At 64.0% G+C, this 18,910-nt stretch carries 21 protein-coding genes; 17 read left to right on the top strand and 4 right to left on the bottom strand.

From position 1 onward, the window contains the following. The first annotated feature begins 221 nt into the window (after positions 1–221). Positions 222–1,373 (top strand): alpha/beta fold hydrolase, encoded by a 1,152-nt coding sequence (locus QDT69_RS18400; RefSeq protein ID WP_279707869.1) that lies wholly within the window; start codon positions 222–224, stop codon positions 1,371–1,373. Positions 1,374–1,453: 80 nt separating this feature from the next. Here the strand turns inward: QDT69_RS18400 and QDT69_RS18395 are convergent, their stop codons facing one another. Continuing rightward, complete coding sequence (locus tag QDT69_RS18395) at positions 1,454–1,804, bottom strand: RidA family protein (protein ID WP_279707868.1); 351 nt, start codon at positions 1,802–1,804, stop codon at positions 1,454–1,456. Between the two features lie 121 nt (positions 1,805–1,925). Continuing rightward, on the bottom strand, positions 1,926–3,377 hold the full coding sequence (locus tag QDT69_RS18390) for a CDGSH iron-sulfur domain-containing protein (RefSeq protein WP_279707867.1): 1,452 nt from the start codon (positions 3,375–3,377) through the stop codon (positions 1,926–1,928). A 105-nt stretch (positions 3,378–3,482) separates the two neighbouring features. Between QDT69_RS18390 and QDT69_RS18385 the strand changes: the two genes are divergently transcribed. The 8 genes from QDT69_RS18385 to QDT69_RS18350 all read left to right on the top strand — a co-directional run bounded on the left by QDT69_RS18385 (position 3,483) and on the right by QDT69_RS18350 (position 8,845). Next, the gene (locus QDT69_RS18385) at positions 3,483–3,830 is read left to right on the top strand and encodes a helix-turn-helix domain-containing protein (protein ID WP_279707866.1); all 348 of its coding nucleotides are present in this window, start codon (positions 3,483–3,485) and stop codon (positions 3,828–3,830) included. A 300-nt stretch (positions 3,831–4,130) separates the two neighbouring features. After that, entirely contained in the window at positions 4,131–4,604 is a 474-nt protein-coding gene (locus QDT69_RS18380) for a DUF6789 family protein (RefSeq protein ID WP_279707865.1), read from the top strand. Between the two features lie 239 nt (positions 4,605–4,843). Then, positions 4,844–5,188: a helix-turn-helix transcriptional regulator gene (locus QDT69_RS18375; RefSeq protein ID WP_279707864.1), complete on the top strand. Its 345-nt coding sequence runs from the start codon at positions 4,844–4,846 to the stop codon at positions 5,186–5,188. Positions 5,189–5,199: 11 nt separating this feature from the next. Continuing rightward, entirely contained in the window at positions 5,200–5,673 is a 474-nt protein-coding gene (locus QDT69_RS18370; protein ID WP_279707863.1) for an ArsI/CadI family heavy metal resistance metalloenzyme, read from the top strand. A 10-nt stretch (positions 5,674–5,683) separates the two neighbouring features. Next, on the top strand, positions 5,684–6,211 hold the full coding sequence (locus tag QDT69_RS18365) for an arsenate reductase ArsC (RefSeq protein WP_279707913.1): 528 nt from the start codon (positions 5,684–5,686) through the stop codon (positions 6,209–6,211). Further along, positions 6,211–6,879: an aquaporin family protein gene (locus QDT69_RS18360; RefSeq protein WP_279707862.1), complete on the top strand. Its 669-nt coding sequence runs from the start codon at positions 6,211–6,213 to the stop codon at positions 6,877–6,879. The genes QDT69_RS18365 and QDT69_RS18360 overlap by 1 nt, the downstream gene beginning before the upstream one ends. A gap of 126 nt (positions 6,880–7,005) precedes the next feature. Beyond that, entirely contained in the window at positions 7,006–8,184 is a 1,179-nt protein-coding gene (locus QDT69_RS18355; RefSeq protein WP_279707912.1) for an MFS transporter, read from the top strand. A gap of 301 nt (positions 8,185–8,485) precedes the next feature. Next, positions 8,486–8,845: a hypothetical protein gene (locus QDT69_RS18350; protein WP_050425307.1), complete on the top strand. Its 360-nt coding sequence runs from the start codon at positions 8,486–8,488 to the stop codon at positions 8,843–8,845. A 112-nt stretch (positions 8,846–8,957) separates the two neighbouring features. On the opposite strand, the gene QDT69_RS18345 is transcribed toward QDT69_RS18350, so the two are convergent. Further along, positions 8,958–10,616, bottom strand: coding sequence for an FAD-binding dehydrogenase (locus tag QDT69_RS18345; protein ID WP_279707861.1), 1,659 nt, complete (start codon positions 10,614–10,616; stop codon positions 8,958–8,960). A 278-nt stretch (positions 10,617–10,894) separates the two neighbouring features. Between QDT69_RS18345 and QDT69_RS18340 the strand changes: the two genes are divergently transcribed. The 6 genes from QDT69_RS18340 (at position 10,895) to QDT69_RS18315 (ending at position 16,406) form a co-directional block, all read left to right on the top strand. Further along, positions 10,895–11,362 (top strand): hypothetical protein, encoded by a 468-nt coding sequence (locus QDT69_RS18340; protein WP_279707860.1) that lies wholly within the window; start codon positions 10,895–10,897, stop codon positions 11,360–11,362. A gap of 150 nt (positions 11,363–11,512) precedes the next feature. Continuing rightward, on the top strand, positions 11,513–11,701 hold the full coding sequence (locus tag QDT69_RS18335; protein ID WP_279707859.1) for a hypothetical protein: 189 nt from the start codon (positions 11,513–11,515) through the stop codon (positions 11,699–11,701). An 18-nt stretch (positions 11,702–11,719) separates the two neighbouring features. Further along, positions 11,720–12,310 (top strand): SCO family protein, encoded by a 591-nt coding sequence (locus QDT69_RS18330; RefSeq protein ID WP_279707858.1) that lies wholly within the window; start codon positions 11,720–11,722, stop codon positions 12,308–12,310. A gap of 241 nt (positions 12,311–12,551) precedes the next feature. Then, a complete protein-coding gene (locus tag QDT69_RS18325; protein ID WP_279707911.1) occupies positions 12,552–13,427 on the top strand; it encodes a transporter substrate-binding domain-containing protein in 876 nt (291 codons plus the stop codon). A gap of 158 nt (positions 13,428–13,585) precedes the next feature. After that, positions 13,586–15,226, top strand: coding sequence for a lysine--tRNA ligase (locus tag QDT69_RS18320; RefSeq protein ID WP_279707857.1), 1,641 nt, complete (start codon positions 13,586–13,588; stop codon positions 15,224–15,226). A 394-nt stretch (positions 15,227–15,620) separates the two neighbouring features. Continuing rightward, positions 15,621–16,406 (top strand): class II aldolase/adducin family protein, encoded by a 786-nt coding sequence (locus QDT69_RS18315; protein WP_279707856.1) that lies wholly within the window; start codon positions 15,621–15,623, stop codon positions 16,404–16,406. A gap of 178 nt (positions 16,407–16,584) precedes the next feature. Here QDT69_RS18315 and QDT69_RS18310 read toward each other — a convergent pair whose 3' ends face one another. After that, positions 16,585–17,238: a helix-turn-helix transcriptional regulator gene (locus QDT69_RS18310; protein WP_050426361.1), complete on the bottom strand. Its 654-nt coding sequence runs from the start codon at positions 17,236–17,238 to the stop codon at positions 16,585–16,587. A 199-nt stretch (positions 17,239–17,437) separates the two neighbouring features. Here QDT69_RS18310 and QDT69_RS18305 point away from each other — a divergent pair, with 199 nt between their 5' ends. Both QDT69_RS18305 and QDT69_RS18300 read left to right on the top strand, forming a co-directional pair. Further along, a complete protein-coding gene (locus tag QDT69_RS18305; protein WP_279707855.1) occupies positions 17,438–17,782 on the top strand; it encodes a DUF952 domain-containing protein in 345 nt (114 codons plus the stop codon). After that, positions 17,779–18,876 carry a quinone-dependent dihydroorotate dehydrogenase gene (locus QDT69_RS18300; protein ID WP_279707854.1) on the top strand — a complete coding sequence of 366 codons (1,098 nt, stop codon included), beginning with the start codon at positions 17,779–17,781 and terminating at the stop codon, positions 18,874–18,876. Before QDT69_RS18305 ends, QDT69_RS18300 begins: the two co-directional genes overlap by 4 nt. Positions 18,877–18,910 lie beyond the last annotated feature (34 nt).

Here is an 18,910-nt window from a genome sequence, read left to right as displayed (position 1 = left end):
GACGCTTCAAACCTGATCTCATCGCGCTTTGGTTGGAGCGGCCGGTGGCCCTCTGCCTGGCCGGAACGTCATCCCGCGGGTCGCGGGATCGTGAACCCCGGCATGGCGGCTACGCCCTTTGATTTGGCGTAGAATTTTTGATCTGAATTCGTCGGTTCTTGATCGGGGTCAAGGTTTCGACCCGTGCTGGCCGGACTATGTCGGCGGCGATCAATCGGTGAATGACTTTGACCGAAAACGCGAAGCCACCGGAACGGGAGACGCGCGCCGTCCAGGCGCAGCACGCCTGGCTGTGGCCGTTTGAAGCCACGAGACTGGTGCTTGACACATATTGGCAGTGGTACGCCGACCACGCGCCCGGGCATGCCGACCCGGGCGACGCACACCTCGCCTGGACGTCGCCGAACAGGATCGCGCTCGAACTGCCGTCGATGCATCTGCTGGATTTTTCGCAGGCCGCGCGGGGCCAGCCGCTGCTGGTCTGTGCGCCCTACGCACTGCACCGCGCGCTGATTGCGGATTTCGCGCCCGGCCACAGCCTGATCGAGGCGCTCCAACAGTCAGGCATCGCGCGTCTGTATCTGACCGATTGGCGCTCGGCCACGCCTGAGATGCGCTATTTTTCGATCGACAGCTATCTCTCCGACCTCAACGTCGCCGTCGACACGATCGGCCCGCCGGTCGATCTTGTCGGTCTCTGCCAGGGCGGATGGCTGTCGCTGCTCTATGCCGCGCGTTTCCCCGGCAAGGTGCGACGGCTCGTGCTGGCGAGCAGCCCGATCGATGTCTCGGTGCCGTCGCAGCTCTCCGGAATGGTGGCCGCGCTGCCCGAGCAGAGCTTCGCGGCGCTGGTGCATCAGGGTGACGGCATCATCAGCGGCAAGCACATGCTGCAATGCTGGAGCATTCCCTTTGGCCTGCAGGATGTGCAAGCCGTGCTGCAACGAGGCCTGCGCGACACGTCGGACGATGCCCCTTCGCTGCTCGATCGTTTCCAGCGCTGGAATCGCGAGACGCTTGATCTGCCGGGCGTCTACTATCTCGAGGTGATCAACTGGATATTCCGTCAGAACCGGATCGCTCGCGGAGACTTCGTCGCGCTCGGCCGCAGGATCGATCTTGCCGAGGTGAAGACGCCGGCCTTCCTGCTGGCTGCTGACGATGACATTGTTGTTCCGCGCGATCAGGCGTTTGCGACAGCGCGGCTGTTGGGCACACCGCCGATGTGGCTGGAGCGTGGCACCGAACCCTGCGGGCACCTCGGCCTGTTCATGGGCTGCAAGGCACTGACCAGCTCTTGGCGCCGGATCGCGCGCTGGCTTCAGTCCGACATCGGTGATGCCTCGGCTCAACGACCACGGATCAGCGCGTAAGCTGCGGATGAAACAAGCCCCGGATTGCGGTTTGCAATCCGGGGCTTCGAGAGGTCTCGTTCGATCAGCGTGCGCGGGGCTTACTTCGCCGCGACGACCATGATCTCGACATTGTACTGCGGCGCCGCGAGCTTGGCCTCGACGGTGGCGCGGGCCGGGGTGTTGCCCTGGGAGACCCACGAATCCCACGCCGCGTTCATCTCCGGGAAGGTCTTCATGTCGGTGATGTAGATGGTCGCGCTGAGCAGCTTCGACTTGTCGGTGCCGGCCTTGGCGAGGTGGCCGTCGATGATCGACAGGATGTCCTTGGTCTGCTCGGTGACGCTGCCGCCCGCCGCCTTGCCGGCGACGACGCCGGCGAGATAGACGGTGTTGCCGTGCACGACGGCCTGGCTCATGCGCGGGCCGGTTTCGAAACGCTGAATGCTCATTTGGGTCTCCACTTGAATGGCGGGCACTGTCTAGCCTGCCGGCGCGTCCGCCGCCACTGCGCAATTTGCAGCGCTGTTCACGGAAATCACTCGAAATTGCTCCGAGGTCGCCTCGGCGCGATCAGGTTGGCGCTTTCAGCGCGCCCGCCCAGCGCGCGAACAGCGCCACCTGTTCGGCCGGCCAGGCGCCGTCGCACGGCATGGTGCCGGCCTCCAGGCGGGCGAGGATCTGCCGGCTGTGCCGGGCGACGTCCTCCTCCTTCCAGAGATCGAAGGCGAACAGCATCGAGCTGCGATCCATCGGCCGGAACAACGGCCGGATGTGCTGCTCGAACTGCACCGTCTCATCGGGACCGGGCAGCGCGCCGCCGGTTTCGTTCGCGGCCTGTGCATCGCCCGCGATTGCGGAGGGGCGTGCCGCGGGCGTCGCGTTGCAGACCCACCACCAGCGCGGCACCGGCATGTTCGGCGGCGGCTTCGCATTGGCGCCCGAATTCTCCAGCGCGATCCGCGAGCCCCATTCGATATAGGCGACGAAGGCGGCGCGGAATTCCGGATCGGACGGCAACCCGGCATCGTCGGCGCTCTGCACCATGTAGGTCGCCCACAGCGCGCGCTGCTCCGGCCGGATCTCCTTGCCGATATGTTGCGACACCATCCGCCGATAGCCGCCATACCGCTCGGTGTAGAGCCGCGGTCCGCCGAACACCTCGCTGAGCCAGGCCGCGACCCGCTCGGGATGATCCGGCGACATCTCGGCGAACAGCGGGGAGAGCAGTGGATCCTCCGGCACGTAGCGGCTGTAGAAGATCCGCGTCATGTCGAGCAGCGCGGGATAGCCGCCGGCCCATTCGAACAATGTCGGCTCGCGCAAGGGATCGGGGACGGGGTCGTGAAATCCGACGTTCCAGTGCATGCCGCTGCAGAACGGCTTGTTCAGCGATGAGCCGCAGCGGCACAGGCTGGCATGCTCCTGCGATGCACCCGCGTTCCCTGCGACCGGCGTGCCGTCCTCATCGACCAGTTCGACATGGCCGGTGACGCGATAGGGGCCATCCTTCGACACTTCGATCTGCGGCGGCCGGCTGACATCGGACAGGTTGGCGTCCCGCTCGGGGCCAATGCCGATGCCGAGCGCGCCCGACGGGCACCTGCGCACCGCGTTGATGAGGTCGTCGAGGCGTGCACCGCTCGGCGCGACGAAGGGTTCTTCGCCGAGATGAAACACCGAGTTGAGCCGCTCGGTGCAGAAGGCTGAATGCGCGCAGGTGCCGCGGTTGTCGAACACATGGGCCTGCTGCCCGGCATAGACCTCGAGCTTGTCGGGTACGCGCCGCGGATCCTTGCCGTCGGTAAAGCCGCGCGTGACGTGACTGCCGTCGCAGAGCGGCTTGGTCTGCGATTGTCCGCAGCGGCACAGCCGCACCGGCGCCTCGGCTGCAACGGGAACACCGAGATGATCGACGATCGCAATGCCGGGGTCGGGTTCGTAGGGCCCGTTGCGCCTGACGATGATGCGCTTGCGCGCGGGTTGCTTGTCGCTCGCACCTTGGGCGGAATAGTCGTCTGTCATGCCTTGCAATGATCCCTAAGCTCGCCCAACCCGTGCGAAGCGTGCTTAGATGGATCGATGGCGGCGCTCAACGAACCAGATGGAAAGTGCCGCGGGAGAGTTGCGATGATCCGCAAGACCAAGCGCAAATATGGCTGCCCCGTCGAGTTCTCGATCGATCAGCTCAGCGGCAAATGGAAGACGGTGATCCTCAGCCGCTTGAAGGTCCGGCCGATGCGCTATGGCGAATTGCGTCACGACATCCCGCAACTCAGCGACAAGGTGCTGACCGAGCGGCTGCGCGATCTCTGCAATTCAGGCTTCGTCAAGCAGGAGCGCGGCGGCGGCTCCTCGCGCTACTGCCTGACCAAGCGCGGCGAGATGCTGAAGCCGATGCTGCAGGCACTCTACGATTGGGGCGAAGCCAATGCCGACACCTTCGGCGTGCGCTTCGCCAGCGCGGAGCCGGAGTAGGGCGTGCGCTCATAAAGGCAACGAGACTCTTTCGGGGCTCATGTCTGCTTAGCACCCAACAGCGGCGCGAGAGGCGGACATTCCGGGACCTCCGCTTTGGGCCCCGAAGCGGACATCGCACCTCTACACTCTGAAACGCAATTGGTATACAATCACCCTTGAGTTGCCAGCGGCACATGCCGACTTTTCGCGAAATCAATGGCAGCGGTAGTGCCTCCGGCAGGTGAGCGAATCCAAAATCTATTTGGTTCGGAATCCTTCCGCACTCGCGGAAGGTTCTTAAGCTCATGGAGCAACGCCATGAACCGCAGACAAATCTTGCATGCAATGCCAGTGACCCTAAATGTCCAGGCAGGGCTTATCGCCGGCTTCATAGCTACCGTCGTTCTTTCCATGTTGATGATAGCCAAGAGTTCGGTTGGCTTGATGCCGCAACTCAATCCAATCGAAGATATCGTGCACGTCGCAGGTCAGCCTACAGGCATGACCTTACCCCTTCCGTTTGGGTGGATTGGCCACTTCGCCCTCGGGACAGTCGCATGGGGCATCATCTATGCGGCGCTACAGGCAAGCCTTCCAGGCGCTCCGGTAGTCAAGGGCCTTATTTTCGGAGCTCTAGCCTGGCTCGCGATGATGATCATCTTCATGCCCCTGGCCGGCCATGGCTTATTCGCGCTGTCGCTGGGGGCTCGGGCGACGGTGGCGACGCTTGTTCTTCACCTCATCTACGGTGCGGTTCTGGGAGTGGCTTACGCCAAAGTCACCCATGAATAGCGTCCGCTTGAACCGACATCAAAAGCGGCTCGCATGACTTCCGCGCAGGGTCAAAAGCGGTAAGGTTCTGAGCGTGCCGACGCTTTCCGGTCTGCACCTCAAAGCAGCCACAAGGCGCTTATGAGCACACGCCCTGGAGCAAGATGAGTTCAGGGCGTGGCCGCGAGCCCGGATCTCGATATTTCAATGAATGCTGAAATATCATTGACAGCGGGCGATATTTCGATAAATACTGAAGTATGAAAAAGACCGATGCTGTTGCCGCCTTGGCGGCGCTCGCGCAGGACAATCGCCTCGATATATTCCGGCTGCTCGTGCAAGCGGGACCGGAGGGCATGCCGGCGGGCGCAGTCGCCGGCGCGCTCGATCTCGCGCCCAATACGCTGACATTTCACTTTGATCGGCTTCGCACGGCTGGTCTTGTCAGCGTTCGCCGCGAGGGCCGCTCGATGATCTACGCAGCGCAGTTCGAGCAGATGAACGCGCTCCTTGGCTTCCTGACCGAGAACTGCTGCGGCGGCGCGCCCTGTGCGCCCGCCGCCGAATGCAAACCGGCGCGCAAGCGCACCAAAATTCCAGCCTGAAAGGACCCTCCATGAAGCGCCTTCATGTTCATGTCACCGTCAGTGACCTCTCGCAGTCCGTAGGCTTCTACTCTGCCTTGTTCGCGGCCCAACCGACCGTTCTCAAGACCGACTACGCAAAGTGGATGCTCGATGATCCTCGCGTGAACTTCGCCATTTCGGCCAGAGGCCGCGAGCCCGGTCTGGACCATCTCGGCATTCAGGTTGAGAGCCAAGAGGAGCTTTACGAGGTCTACGGCCGCTTGCGCCAGGCGGGGGGTAACATCATCGAACAGGGCGAGGCGGCTTGCTGCTACGCCAAGTCCGAGAAGTCGTGGATCGACGATCCCGCAGGCATCGCGTGGGAAACCTTCCACACGACCGGCGAGAGCACGGTCTACGGTGACGGCACCGGAGAAAACACGGCGCGCGTCGCACATGAGAAGCAATCGGCGTGCTGCGCCCCGCAGGCAACGCCAAGTTCTTCCGCGTGCTGCACGTCGTGACGGTGCCGCCATGGTTGATCGCCCATACAACGTTCTATTCCTCTGCACCGGAAATTCGGCGCGCTCGATCATTGCGGAAGCGATCTTGAACAAGCTAGGCGCGGGTCATTTCCGCGCCTACAGCGCCGGCAGCCAGCCCAAGGGCCAGGTTAACCCGCACACCATCCATCTTCTCGATAATTTGGGCTACGATACGTCGGGCTACCGCTCGAAATCATGGGACGAGTTCGCCAAGGCCGGCGAACCCCAGTTCGACTTCGTGTTCACGGTCTGCGATAGCGCGGCGGCGGAAGCATGCCCCGTCTGGCCCGGACATCCTGCAACCGCCCATTGGGGCATTCCCGATCCAGCTGGAGCGAAGGGGACGCCGGCCGAAATCGCGGTCGCGTTCGAGGATGCCTACCGTATGCTCAATCAGCGAATTGCCGTCTTTACCGCGCTGCCGCTGCGGTCCATCGATGCGCTCAGCTTGCAAGGCAAGCTCCGAGAGATCGGGCAAATGGAAGGCTCGACCGCAAAGACGACGGAAGCGCATTGATGCCGACGCTTGCGCGCCGCCTGGTTGCGGAACTGCTTGGCACGGCGCTTCTTCTGGCTGCTGTAGTCGGCTCCGGGATCATGGCGCAGAAGCTCGCGGGCGGGAATGTTGCGCTCGCCCTCCTTTGCAATACCATCCCAACCGGTGCAATTCTCGCTGTGCTCATATTGGTCTTCGGACCGGTCTCAGGCGCGCACTTCAATCCTGCCGTAAGTCTTGCGTTCTCAATTCGGAGCGAACTGCGCTGGCCAATGGCGGTTGCCTACATCGCTGCTCAGATTGTTGGAGCTGTCGCCGGAGTTTGGATAGCTCACCTCATGTTTGAATTGCCGGTGTTGCAGCTCTCGATGACGCAGCGTTCCGGCGCCGGACAATGGCTCGCTGAAGCGGTTGCTACCTTTGGCTTGCTCCTGACCATATTCGGTTGCGCCGCCAGAACACCGGGGGCGATTCCGTATGCCGTCGGCCTGTACATCACATCAGCCTATTGGTTCACAGCCTCAACCTCGTTCGCGAATCCGGCAGTGACGATCGCGCGCTCGCTTTCCGACACCTTTGCTGGAATAGCAGCCAGCGGCGTGACCGCCTTTATCGTCGCTCAGTCCGTTGGCATGCTGGCTGCGGTTGCCATCGCCGGCTGGCTCTGGCGCGAGAGGAAGCCGACATAGGCCACGATCCCCTTCAGCACTCTGCCTAAAACAGCAACAACGAAAGGCCGGTTGCGGGTGCGCCTCAGGCACCCCGATCGGATTGGGTGAAAGATGAGGTTGGAAGGAAAGCCGGCTATCGTCGCGATGTGCGTGGGGCAGCTTGGAAGCTTGCTACCGCATGTCGTCGTGCCCGCAATTCTCGCCGGCTTCCTGATTCCGGAATGGCATCTGTCGGGTGCGCAGGCCGGGCTTTTGTCCGGCTCGGGCGCGGCCGGCTACATGCTCACGGTGCCGGTTCTGGCGACGCTGACCGACCGCATCGATGCCCGCAAGATATTGATCGCGGGATCGGCGCTGAGCGCGTTCGGTACCGCGCTGTTCGGCTTGTTCGCAACGGATCTGTGGTCCGGTGCGCTGTGCAATGCCATCGCCGGGATCGGTTTCGCCGGCGCTTACATGCCGGGGCTCAAGGCGCTGACCGACCGCCTTGCGCCGGGCGATTCATCCCGCGCGGTGACGTTCTACACGTCGAGCTTCTCGCTCGGCGTCGGGCTGTCGTTCCTGGTCGCTCAGCTTGTCGCCGAAGGTCTTGGCTGGCGTGCGGCGTTTCTGGTTACGGCCATCGGCCCGCTGATGATGCTGACTGCGAGCGCCTTGCTGAAGCCGGTCGAGCCGAAGCCCTCGGCGAGTCGCCTGCTGAACTTTGCGCCGGTCGTGCGCAACACCAACGCGATGGGATTCGTCCTGGGCTACGGCGCGCATTGTTTCGAACTCTATGGCATCCGGACCTGGATCGTTGCGTTCTGGACTTTCGTGGCAGCAGGGCACCCGACATCACTTACGCCGCTGATTGTCAGCGTCGCGTTCTCCATCCTGGCGATGCCCGCGAGCATCCTCGGCAATGAGCTTGCGCTGAAACTCGGACGGCACCGCGCCATCACCGCTGTCATGTTCGCTTCGGCCGCAGTCGCGCTGCTGATTGGACTGCTCTCGGACCAGTCGCCCTGGGTGCTGATGCCGCTGCTACTCGTTTACGCGCTGACGGTGCCCGCCGATTCCGGTGCGCTGACCTCGGGCATGACCATGGCAGCCGATCCCAAGAACCGCGGTGCGACCATGGCAGTGCACTCGACTGTCGGCTTCAGCCTGTCGGCGCTGGGCGCATGGGCGCTCGGCGTAGCCCTGGATGCTGCAGGAGGACCACAAAGCGCGTCGGCTTGGACGGCTGCATTTGCGGTGCTGGCGTTTGGCATCCTGCTCGGACCGCTCGCCTTGTACTGGTCGCGAATTGCAGCCCAGCCGGCAGTTGATCGCCCCTCTTGATACGACTGACAACGGCTTATGCGACAGCCCAGGAACGAGGGATCCTTGGGGAGCGAGGGACATCTGCGTCATTTCGGAATATTAGAAGTGTACTCCTGAGTTGCCCGACGTGTCAAGTTCCCTGCTCGAGCGCAGGCCACCGCCGGCTGCTTTGCATGGGGTTGTTTTCGATATTTTGGCCGCGCCCCCTGCGACGGTCTCATCACTTCGTGCTGCACTTGAGCGTTTTCGGCCGGAACCATAAGCAAGGAAAACTCGTTGTCGCGGGATGTGTTGGGGGCAATCAACACAAGGAATGCTCATGCGCATCCGCATCTCTACGGCGTCGATCATCGTTGCGGCGCTCTCGCTTGGAACTCCTGCCTGGGCGCAAACGCAGGGAACGCAACCGAACACGCCGTCGCAGGCCGAGTCTGACCAACCCGCCACGATCAAGACCATACAGGTCGTGGACGTCAAGGAACTGAAGCCCGAAGTCCGGTCAAGGGTCGAGGCCGTCATCGCAAAGGCAAGCGAAGAAGATCTGAAGAGCCTGCGCGGTTCCATCGACGCGTCGACGGAAGCGACATCCGCGCTCAAGGCGAAGGGACTGAGCTCGGCACAGGTTGTCGCGGTCAATCTCAGCAACGGCATTCTCACGCTCTTCACCAAGCTCGCGTGAGCGCCAGCATCGCTCAAGAAAGTCGGACACAATGATGAGAGCCCGCCGGTTCAAACCCGGCGGGCTCTTTCATTTTCGTTTCGCCGTCTCTTCCGTGGCGAGGGGAGATGCCTCAGCCCACCGCCTTCGCCGCCGCGCGTCCGGCGTTGCGGCCCGAGAACAGGCAGCCGCCGAGGAATGTTCCCTCCAGCGAACGATAGCCGTGCACGCCGCCGCCGCCGAAACCGGCGGCTTCGCCGGCCGCGTAGAGCCCGCGGATGATCTGGTGATCCCTGCCGAACACGCGTGAATCGAGATCGGTCTCGAAGCCGCCGAGCGTCTTGCGGGTGAGGATGTTGAGTTTCACCGCGATCAGCGGGCCGTGCGCGCGATCGAGGATGCGGTGCGGCTTCGCGGTCCGGATCAGCCTGTCGCCGATGTAGCGCCGCGCATTGTGCAGGTTCATCACCTGCGCATCCTTGACGTAAGGATTGGTGATCTCGCGGTCGCGTGCCTCGATCTGTGTCTTGATCGCATCGAGCTGCAACAGGTCATTGCCGGCGAGCTTGTTCATGGCACCGACGAGGTCGGCGAGATTGTCGCGCACGATGAAGTCGGCGCCGTGCTGCTTGAAGGCCTCGACCGGGGCCGGCGCGCCTTTGTTGGTGGCGCGCTTGACCGTCATGCGCCAGCTCTTGCCCGTGAGGTCGGGGTTCTGCTCCGAGCCCGACAGCGCGAATTCCTTCTTTATGATGCTCTGGGTCAGGATGAACCACGAATAATCGTAGCCGGTGCCCATGATGTAGTGCAGTTGCCCGAGCGTGTCGGAGCCCGGGAATAGCGGCGCCGGCAGCCGCTTGCCTGACGCGTCGAACCACATCGATGATGGCCCCGGAAGAATACGGATGCCGTGACGCGGCCAGATCGGGTTCCAGTTCTGGATGCCCTCGACATAGTGCCACATGCGGTCGCGGTTGATCAGCCGCCCGCCTGCTTGCTCGGTGATCCCGATCATGCGGCCGTCGACATGTTCGGGCACGCCCGAGATCATGAACTTCGGCGGCTCGCCGAGCCTCGTCGGCCAGTTCTGCCGCACCAGATCATGATTGCCGCCGATGCCGCCGGAGGCGACGATCACCGCCGGCGCGCGCAGCGAGAAATCGCCGACGACGTTGCGCGAGGAACTCTTGCCGCGCTCGACCGAAGTCGGTTCCAGGATCGCGCCGCTGACGCCGTCGACCGCGCCGTTGGTGACGCTGAGCGCATCGACGCGATGGCGGAACTTGAATATCAGCCGTCCGCTCTTGGCGGCCTCGCGCGCGCGGCGCTCGAACGGCTCGACGATACCGGGGCCGGTGCCCCAGGTGACGTGGAAGCGCGGCACCGAATTGCCGTGGCCCATCGCATCGTAACCGCCACGCTCGGCCCAGCCGACCACCGGGAAAATGCGGTGGCCCATCGCGCGCAGCCAGTCGCGTTTCTCGCCCGCCGCGAACGCGACATAGGCTTCGGCCCATTTGCGCGGCCAGTGATCCTCATCACGATCGAAACCCGCAGTGCCCATCCAGTCCTGCAGCGCGAGGTCGACCGAATCCTTGATGCCGAGCCGGCGTTGTTCCGGCGAATCGACCAGGAACAATCCGCCGAACGACCAGAAGGCCTGGCCGCCGATGCTCTGTTCCCCTTCCTGGTCGAGCACGATGACGCGCTTGCCTGCGTCGGCGATCTCGGTTGCGGCGACCAGGCCGGCAAGTCCGGCGCCGATCACGATCACATCTGCATCGTCAGCCATTTGTGATGTCCCCCGTCCCTTCGCGATTCAAGACCGCGCCGTTGTGCGCGGTCAACGCCAAATGGACCTTGCCTGTGGCGGCGAGGCACCAAATGGTTGCGGCAAGTTGTTCCAGTTTGGGACCTTTTCCACGCGTCACTGCAGCGTCGGCGCAACACCCAATTTGAATTTGTTTTGACCGGCTTCGCTCGTCTGGACAAAAATCTGCGCGCGCAACACGCTCACGCCAATCTTGCATCACAAGACCAACAGATTCGGTTTCGACTTGGGGCAGGCCAATGAAGTTGCTGACGGGGTTGCTCGCTGCGGTTCTCCTGCTGGCGGGAATGGGGGCGTCTCAAGCAGTGGTCAGGATCGCCGACGATCGCGGCGGCAAGATCGGGGTCTATGTCGACAAGTATCAGGACCTGCGCACATCGGGCGAGACCGTGATCATCGACGGGCTGTGCGCCTCGGCCTGCACCATCGTGCTCGGCAAGGTCCCGCATGACCGGATCTGTGTGACCTCACACGCCACGCTCGGCTTCCATGCGGCCTGGGACTACGGCGACAACGGCCGCCCGGTCCCCAATCCCGAAGCCACCCATATGCTGTACCTGATGTACCCGCCGGCGGTGCGCAGATGGATCACGGAGCGCGGTGGCCTGACCCGGCGCATGATCTTCCTGCAAGGCAAGCAACTGCAGGCGCTGTACAAGCCGTGTTATCTCAACGCCCAGGCCTCGGCGGCCAAGCCCGCACACTGAACGGCTGATCTCGGCTTGACGTCATTTCACGCTATGGCCGGTAACCCGGGGCATGACGGGATAAGCGCCGGACATCGCCTCGCTATCATTTGACGGCTTGCGGCCGCCATTGCGCTTGCTGGCTGGGGGAACCCGGCTTATCTCAACCGCATGGTTCAGCCGATCGCCACCCGATCCGAGCTTGTGACGGCTCCGCAGGGCCGGGTGGCGTCCGCGATCCTGTGGGGCGCTGCCGGCATCGGCGGATTGACCCTGCTCGCCGCCGCCGCGCTTTGGTTCCACTACGGGACCGCGGTGTTTTTCGAAATGATCACGGCCGGCATCTCCGCCTGCTTCTGACAAGGACGCCCCTGCATCATGCCCCGGACCACTCGCCCATTGGTGATCTTCGCTGCCTTCGCGGGCAGTCTGGCGGTCGGCCTGTTCCTCATGTTGTGGGCGGTCGGCGGCTTGCGCACCGTCGCAGCGCCGGCTGCCATCGGCGGGCCGTTCCAGCTCACCGACCAGGCCGGCCAGACCATCACCGACAAAAGCCTCCAGGGCAAGCCGACGCTGATCTTCTTCGGCTTCACCCATTGCCCGGACATCTGCCCGACCTCGCTGTTCGAGATCTCCGAGGTCCTGAAGGCGATGGGCAAGGACGCCGACCGCGTGAATGCCTATTTCGTCTCGGTCGATCCGGAACGCGACACCGCCACGGCGATGAAGGACTACCTGTCGAGCTTCGATCCGCACCTCAAGGGCCTGACCGGCGATCCCGCCGCGATCGCCAAGGTGCTGTCGAGCTACCGCGTCTATGCCAAGAAGGTGCCGCTGAAGGATGGCGACTACACGATGGATCACACCGCGCTGATCTACCTGATGGACCGCGATGGCCATTTCGTCGCGCCGTTCAATCTGAAACGGACGCCGGAAGAGGCGGCGGCCGATCTCAAACGGTATCTCTGATCGCCATTTCCGGTTGAGAATTAGCCCAATCGGCGCTCGCATCACGCGCCGGATGGTCTATAAGCCGTTCAATTTCCTGATATTGCCGGTTATGCCAAATCTGTCTGCCCAGCCCCTTGCCGTCCGCTCGCGCCAGTTTTGTCTGGCCGCGGCAATGATGGCGGCTGTCGTGCTGGCCGTGGCGGGGCCGGCAGTTGGGCAGACGCCCCCAGTGACGGCGCCCCAGGCCCCGGCGGCCAAGATGGCCCCTTCGCCGGCTCCGACCACAAAGCCCGCCCCCGCCCAGGCGACGCCCCCGGCAGCCGCCGCTCCGTCGGCACCGAACCAGCCGCCCAAGGCCACTGAGGCTGCGCCGCAGGCGGTGCCGGGCTTCTGGGACCCGCGACGGCGGCCGGATCGGCCGGACCTGTCGCGCCTCACCGTGATCCGCTTCCTGACCGAGACCGACTATCCGCCGTTCAACTTCACCGGCCCGGACGGCAATCCGGCCGGCTTCAACGTCGACCTGGCGCGCTCGCTCTGCGACGAGATCAAGGTCACCTGCACCATCCAGATGCGCCGCTTCGAGACCCTGATCGATGCGCTGGCGACCAACCGGGGCGATGCCATCATCGCGTCGATGGCGGTGACGCCGCAGCTGCGCGCCAAGGTCGATTTCACCGATCCCTATTACCGCGCGCCGGCGCGCTTCGTGTCGCGCCGCGACAATGTGATGCCGGAAATCCGCCCGGAATATCTCGAGGGCAAGAAGGTCGGCGTCATCGCCGGCACGTCGCACGAGGCTTACCTCAAGGCGATGTTCACCGACGCCGAGATCCATTCCTATCCGGACAACGACGCGCTGCGCGCGGCGCTGCGCCGTGGCGAGGTCGACTTCATCTTCGGCGATGCCATCTCGCTGGCGTTCTGGATCAACGGCACCGATTCCGCCGAATGCTGCGCATTTTCGGGCGGCCCCTTTGTCGAGAGCCGCTATTTCGGCGAGGGCGTCGGCATCGCTGTGCGTAAGGGCAACGATCTGCTGCGGCAGTCGCTGAACTGGGCGCTGTTCCGGATCTGGGAAAAAGGCCGCTTCACCGATCTGTGGCTGCGCTATTTCTCGATCAGCCCGTTCTAGCTCCGTCATTCCGGGATGGTCCGCAGGACCAGACCCGGAATCTCGAGATTCCGGGTTCGATGCTGTCGCATCGCCCCGGAATGACGGCTCCGGCCGTCGTTTTGCATTTTGCCGCGAAAGCGTTAGTTTTCGCGGCCTTTTTGGAGAAAGCCTGAAGAATGTCCGTGATTGATCTTGCCGCCAGCCCGAGCGACCTGCGGGCGCTCGCCGAACAATCCAACGCCTGGCCGTTCGAGCAGGCGAAAGCGATTGTGGCGCGGCTGAAGAAAAATCCCAAGGACGAGGTGCTGTTCGAGACCGGCTATGGTCCCTCGGGCCTGCCGCATATCGGCACCTTCGGCGAGGTTGCGCGCACCACGATGGTGCGCCACGCCTTCCGCGTGCTGACCGAGGACAAGATCAAGACGCGCCTGCTCGCCTTCTCCGACGATATGGACGGCCTGCGCAAGGTGCCGGACAACGTGCCGAACAAGGAGCTGCTGCAGCAGCATCTCGGCAAGCCGCTGACCAAGGTGCCCGATCCGTTCGGCACCCATCCGAGCTTCGGCCAGCACAACAATGCCCGGCTGCGCGCCTTCCTCGATCAGTTCGGCTTCGACTACGAGTTCGCGAGCTCGACCGAGTATTACACCTCCGGCCGGTTCGATGCCGCGCTGCTGCGCATGCTGGAGCGGATTGAGAAGGTGATGGCGATCATGCTGCCCTCGCTGCGCGAGGAGCGCGCCGCGAGCTATTCGCCGTTCCTGCCAATCTGTCCGCGCACTGGCCTCGTGCTCTACGTGCCGGTGACCGCGCACGACGCCAAGGCCGGCACGATCTCCTATGAAGATCCCGACACCAAGGAGAGCGTCACCGTTCCAGTGACCGGCGGCCGCTGCAAGCTGCAATGGAAGCCGGACTGGGCGATGCGCTGGTACGCGCTCGGCGTCGACTATGAAATGGCCGGCAAGGACCTGATCGATTCGGTGAAGCTGTCCGCCAAGATCTGTTCGGCGCTCGGCGGCACGCCGCCGGAAGGCTTCAACTATGAGCTGTTCCTCGACGAGAAGGGCCAGAAGATCTCGAAGTCGAAGGGCAATGGCCTGACGATCGACGAATGGCTGCGCTACGCCTCGCCGGAATCGCTGTCGCTGTTCATGTATCGCGAACCCAAGGCGGCGAAGCGGCTCTATTTCGACGTCATCCCGCGCAATGTCGACGACTACCAGCAGTTCCTGGACGGCTTCACGCGGCAGGAGGCGCGGCAGCAACTGCAAAATCCGGTCTGGCATATTCACTCAGGCAAGCCGCCGCAGGCCGACATGCCCGTCACCTTCCAGCTCTTGCTGACGCTGGTGTCGTCGTCGAACGCGGAGAATGCCGAGACGCTGTGGGGCTTCATCGGCCGCTATCGGCCGGGCGTGACGCCCGAGAGCCATCCGAAGCTCGACGCGATGGTCGGCTACGCTATCAACTACTATCGCGACTTCGTGGCGCCGACCAAGCAGTTCCGCGAGCCGACCGAGGGTGAACGCGCCGCGCTGCAGGATCTGCGCGATGCGCTCGCCAACATGCCGGCGAATGCGACCGCGGAAGACATCCAGAACGTGGTCTACGAGATCGGCCGCCGCGAGCCGTTCCTCGACATGGTCAAGAAGGGCAAGGACGGCCGCCCCGGCGTCTCGCTCGACTGGTTCAACATGCTGTACCAGGTGTTGCTCGGCCAGGAGAAAGGTCCGCGCTTCGGCTCCTTCGTCGCGGTGTACGGCGTGCAGAACGCGGTCAACATGATCGACGGCGCACTGGCGCGGTCGTCGTAGTTCGACGAACCCTCACGATGGTCGTCCCTGCCTAGCGCGCAATGGCGCACGGGAGCAGGGACCCATAACCACAGGCCGCCATTGTTAAGGCAAGCTGTGGCACCAGCGCCGCGACATCCGATCGCCTGATGTGTAGCCCGGATGGAGCCAACGGGTCGCGCGAACGCGCGCCCGGTGACAGGCTCCGCGAAATCCGGGAACTATCTCGCAGCGGCCTCAGCTGCCCCGGATTGCGCTTCGCTTCATCCGGGCTACGGCTGCGGCGCTAGGCCGCAAAAACCAGATGGCTGATCCCCGGCAATTTCACCGGAGGTGAGCGGCGGACTGCGCTACACTCGCTCCATAAAATCAGCACGGCCCCCGTCGAGCGGCCGGCACAGATGGGAGCATGCGCATGCAGTTCAGGGTTTCGCCGACATCGCTGCAGGACAGTACGAGCGCCGAGGAATGGCAGGCGCGAGTCGATCTCGCGGCGGCGCATCGGCTCGCCTACATCCACGGCTTTTCGGAAGGCATCTTCAACCATCTCACTTTCGTGGTTCCCGGCCGTACCGATCGCTACTACCAGATCCCGTTCGGCATGCACTGGTCGGAGGTGACGGCGTCGTCCTTCATGGAGGTCGGCATCGACGATGCCGAGGTGAAGCGCGGCGAGGGCGAGGTCGAGCGCTCCTGCTATTGCATCCATGCGCCGATCCACAAGGCGCTGCCGCAGGCCAAGGCCGTGTTCCACACTCACATGCCGTATGCGAGCGCGCTGACGCGGCTCGAGGATCCGCGCATCAAGGAGATCGGCCAGACCGAGGTCGGGCTGTCGGAGGCGATTGCCTACGACGATCTCTACACCGGCCCCGCGCTCGATCCCGAGGAAGGCGCGCGGCTCGCCAAGGTGATCGGCAACAAGACCATTTTGTTCATGGCCAATCACGGCATCTCGACCGTCGGCGAAACCGTCGCCGATGCCTATGACCGGCTCTATTACATCGAGCGCGCCGCGCAGGTGCAGATCTACGCGATGTGGACCCAGCAGCCGCTGAAACAATTGCCGCAGCATGTGGTGGAGAAGACCAAGCGCGATTTCCGCGACGACCATCTCTACAACGGCCCGAGCCCGGCGCAGCGGCATTTCGATGCGCTGAAGCGGATGCTGGACCGCAAGGAGCCGGACTACGCGACGTAAGGGGCGTTGCGAACGTGCCGCAGTCTCAGCCGTCGTCCCGGCGAAAGCCGGGACCCATAACCACAGGATTGAGTTGTTAGAGCAGGCTGTGGCCCCAGCGTGCATAAGCAATGCTGTGCGGTGGTTATGGGTCCCGGCCTACGCCGGGACGACGATGGTGGCGGCTTGCGATGGCCAGCTACTGGCTCGCCCACACGACGCGCGCGATCCACGCGACTTCCTCGGCATCGAGCATGCGGTCGGGATGCTCCGGATTGAGCGAGGCGAGCTCCAGCACCTTGCCGGTGCGCCGCTTCAGTTCCTTCACCATCACCTCGCCGCCGGTTGTGCGCACCACGACGCGGTCGCCGCGGCGGATCGCGGTGGCCGGTGACACCACGATGATGTCACCTTCGCGATAGGCCGGCTTCATCGAGTCGCCCTCGATCTCCAGCGCATAGGCATGCTCGTCGATGGTCGCCGGCAGCGCCACTTCGTCCCAGCCCTTGCCGGCGGGAAAGCCCGAGTCGTCGAAATAGCCGCCGGCGCCGGCCTGCGCGAAGCCGAGCAACGGCACCGACTGGCCGCCACGCGGACCATCGCCGAGCAGCTGCACGAAGGTCTCCATGCTGGCATTGCTAGCGGCCAGCGCCTTGGAGAGTGATTCGGTCGACGGCCAGCGTTCGCGGCCGTCGCCGGTCACGCGCTTGGACTTGTTGAAGGTGGTGGGATCGAGACCGGACTGCTTGGCAAGGCCGGATGGTGACAGGCCGGCACGTTCGGCGAGCCGGTCGAGCGCGGCCCAGACCTGAGCGTGGGTCAGCGGTCGCGCGGCTTTGGGCTGTTTGGCCATCGAGGACATCCCGGATGGTAGGAATTATTGCCTGAAACTTCGATTTTCGCAAATCTGCCGCCGGATGTGCCTTGGCACCGCTTGAGTTGCGCCGCTACCGCCGATACGGTCCCTCGCTCGCCACATGGCGTCTGGGGCATTTCCCCTCAAATCCGGATAAAACCTCAAGAGACTCAAGGACAAAAGGGAAGGCCGGGCCGTGCCCATGATCTATAAAATCACCCCCGCTTCGGCTTGGCGCGAGGCCGAGCGGCAGGGCGTGTACCGGGGCAGTGCGGACGACATTCGCGACGGCTTCATTCATTTTTCTACCGCTGCCCAGGTGGCCGAGACCGCGCGCAAGCACTACCACGGGCAAACCGGCCTGTTCCTGGTTGCGGTCGATGCCGCTGCGCTCGGCGACGCCTTGCGCTGGGAGCGCTCGCGCAATGACGAACTGTTCCCGCATCTCTACGGCGAACTCGATCTCGGCGCGGTCACCGAGATCCTCGACCTGCGCGCGCGCTCCGACGGCGGCCACGACGTTCCGGAGCTCAAGCCGTGATCCGTGCCTTCGACGCCTTCTCGCTGCCGCTGCTGCGATGGTTCGATCCCGAAGATGCCCATCGCATGGCGATCCAGGGCCTGAAGCTGCTGCCGCCGATCCGGCAACGGCCGGATGATCCCAAGCTCGCAGTGCGCGCCTTTGGGCTGAACTTTCCGAATCCGATCGGCATGGCGGCGGGCTTCGACAAGAGCGCCGAGGTGCCCGACGCGCTGCTGCGGCTCGGCTTCGGTTTTGTCGAGATCGGCTCGGTGACGCCGAAGCCGCAGGCCGGCAATCCGCGGCCGCGGCTGTTTCGCCTGGAGCGCGACGAGGCCGTGATCAACCGCATGGGCTTCAACAATGACGGCGCGGAAGCGGTGCTGCGTCGGCTTGCCGCGCGCGCCGGCGGTGGCGGCATCGTCGGGGTCAATGTCGGGGCCAACAAGGATTCAGAGGACCGCACGGCCGACTATGTGAAGCTGATCGAGACCTTCGCGCCGGTCGCGAGCTATTTCACCGTCAACGTCTCCTCGCCGAATACGCCGGGCCTGCGCAATCTGCAGCAATCGGCGGCGCTCGACGATCTGCTGGCACGGGTGATCGATACCCGCGAGCGCGTGCGCAAGAACGCGGGCGATTCGCCGGTGCTGCTGAAGATCGCGCCGGACCTCAGCCTCGCCGAGCTCGACGACGTCGTGCACGTCGCCCGCTCGCGGCGCGTCGACGGCATGATCGTCGCCAACACCACGCTGGCGCGGCCCTCGACCTTGCGCGAGGAGAACCGCGCCAAGGAGCAGGGCGGCCTGTCGGGCCGTCCGCTGTTCCGCCTCTCGACGCGCATGGTGGCCGAGACCTATGTCCGCGTCGAAGGCGCGTTTCCGCTGATCGGCGTCGGCGGCATCGATAGCGGCGGCGCGGCGCTGACCAAGATCCGCGCCGGCGCCAGCCTGATCCAGCTCTATTCCTCGCTGGTCTACAAGGGCATCGGCCTGGTCGACGACATCAAGCGCGACCTGTCCTCGACCTTGCTGCGCACCGGGCGCGACTCGCTGTCGGAAATCGTCGGCGCCGATGCCGCGACCATCACGGCCGAGGATTGGCCGGTGAGGTAGCTTTCACCTCGCCCCGCTTGCGGGGAGAGGTCGG

It is taken from the genome of Bradyrhizobium sp. CER78, assembly GCF_029846235.1.
Lineage (GTDB): Bacteria > Pseudomonadota > Alphaproteobacteria > Rhizobiales > Xanthobacteraceae > Bradyrhizobium.
The sequence above is the reverse complement of the archived record's forward strand: the minus strand, read 5'-3'. Positions and strand labels throughout refer to the sequence as shown.

What these genes read in the sequence shown, in the direction of transcription:
- QDT69_RS18315 (WP_279707856.1), top strand. Translation starts at nt 15,621, where the DNA reads ATGCAGTTCAGGGTTTCGCCGACATCGCTGCAGGACAGTACGAGCGCC.
- QDT69_RS18360 (WP_279707862.1), top strand. Translation starts at nt 6,211, where the DNA reads ATGCCGACGCTTGCGCGCCGCCTGGTTGCGGAACTGCTTGGCACGGCG.
- QDT69_RS18380 (WP_279707865.1), top strand. Translation starts at nt 4,131, where the DNA reads ATGAACCGCAGACAAATCTTGCATGCAATGCCAGTGACCCTAAATGTC.
- QDT69_RS18325 (WP_279707911.1), top strand. Translation starts at nt 12,552, where the DNA reads ATGGCCCCTTCGCCGGCTCCGACCACAAAGCCCGCCCCCGCCCAGGCG.
- QDT69_RS18370 (WP_279707863.1), top strand. Translation starts at nt 5,200, where the DNA reads ATGAAGCGCCTTCATGTTCATGTCACCGTCAGTGACCTCTCGCAGTCC.
- QDT69_RS18330 (WP_279707858.1), top strand. Translation starts at nt 11,720, where the DNA reads ATGCCCCGGACCACTCGCCCATTGGTGATCTTCGCTGCCTTCGCGGGC.
- QDT69_RS18390 (WP_279707867.1), bottom strand. Translation starts at nt 3,377, where the DNA reads ATGACAGACGACTATTCCGCCCAAGGTGCGAGCGACAAGCAACCCGCG.
- QDT69_RS18350 (WP_050425307.1), top strand. Translation starts at nt 8,486, where the DNA reads ATGCGCATCCGCATCTCTACGGCGTCGATCATCGTTGCGGCGCTCTCG.
- QDT69_RS18340 (WP_279707860.1), top strand. Translation starts at nt 10,895, where the DNA reads ATGAAGTTGCTGACGGGGTTGCTCGCTGCGGTTCTCCTGCTGGCGGGA.
- QDT69_RS18365 (WP_279707913.1), top strand. Translation starts at nt 5,684, where the DNA reads ATGGTTGATCGCCCATACAACGTTCTATTCCTCTGCACCGGAAATTCG.
- QDT69_RS18385 (WP_279707866.1), top strand. Translation starts at nt 3,483, where the DNA reads ATGATCCGCAAGACCAAGCGCAAATATGGCTGCCCCGTCGAGTTCTCG.
- QDT69_RS18375 (WP_279707864.1), top strand. Translation starts at nt 4,844, where the DNA reads ATGAAAAAGACCGATGCTGTTGCCGCCTTGGCGGCGCTCGCGCAGGAC.
- QDT69_RS18335 (WP_279707859.1), top strand. Translation starts at nt 11,513, where the DNA reads ATGGTTCAGCCGATCGCCACCCGATCCGAGCTTGTGACGGCTCCGCAG.
- QDT69_RS18355 (WP_279707912.1), top strand. Translation starts at nt 7,006, where the DNA reads ATGTGCGTGGGGCAGCTTGGAAGCTTGCTACCGCATGTCGTCGTGCCC.
- QDT69_RS18345 (WP_279707861.1), bottom strand. Translation starts at nt 10,616, where the DNA reads ATGGCTGACGATGCAGATGTGATCGTGATCGGCGCCGGACTTGCCGGC.
- QDT69_RS18395 (WP_279707868.1), bottom strand. Translation starts at nt 1,804, where the DNA reads ATGAGCATTCAGCGTTTCGAAACCGGCCCGCGCATGAGCCAGGCCGTC.
- QDT69_RS18320 (WP_279707857.1), top strand. Translation starts at nt 13,586, where the DNA reads ATGTCCGTGATTGATCTTGCCGCCAGCCCGAGCGACCTGCGGGCGCTC.
- QDT69_RS18400 (WP_279707869.1), top strand. Translation starts at nt 222, where the DNA reads ATGACTTTGACCGAAAACGCGAAGCCACCGGAACGGGAGACGCGCGCC.
- QDT69_RS18310 (WP_050426361.1), bottom strand. Translation starts at nt 17,238, where the DNA reads ATGGCCAAACAGCCCAAAGCCGCGCGACCGCTGACCCACGCTCAGGTC.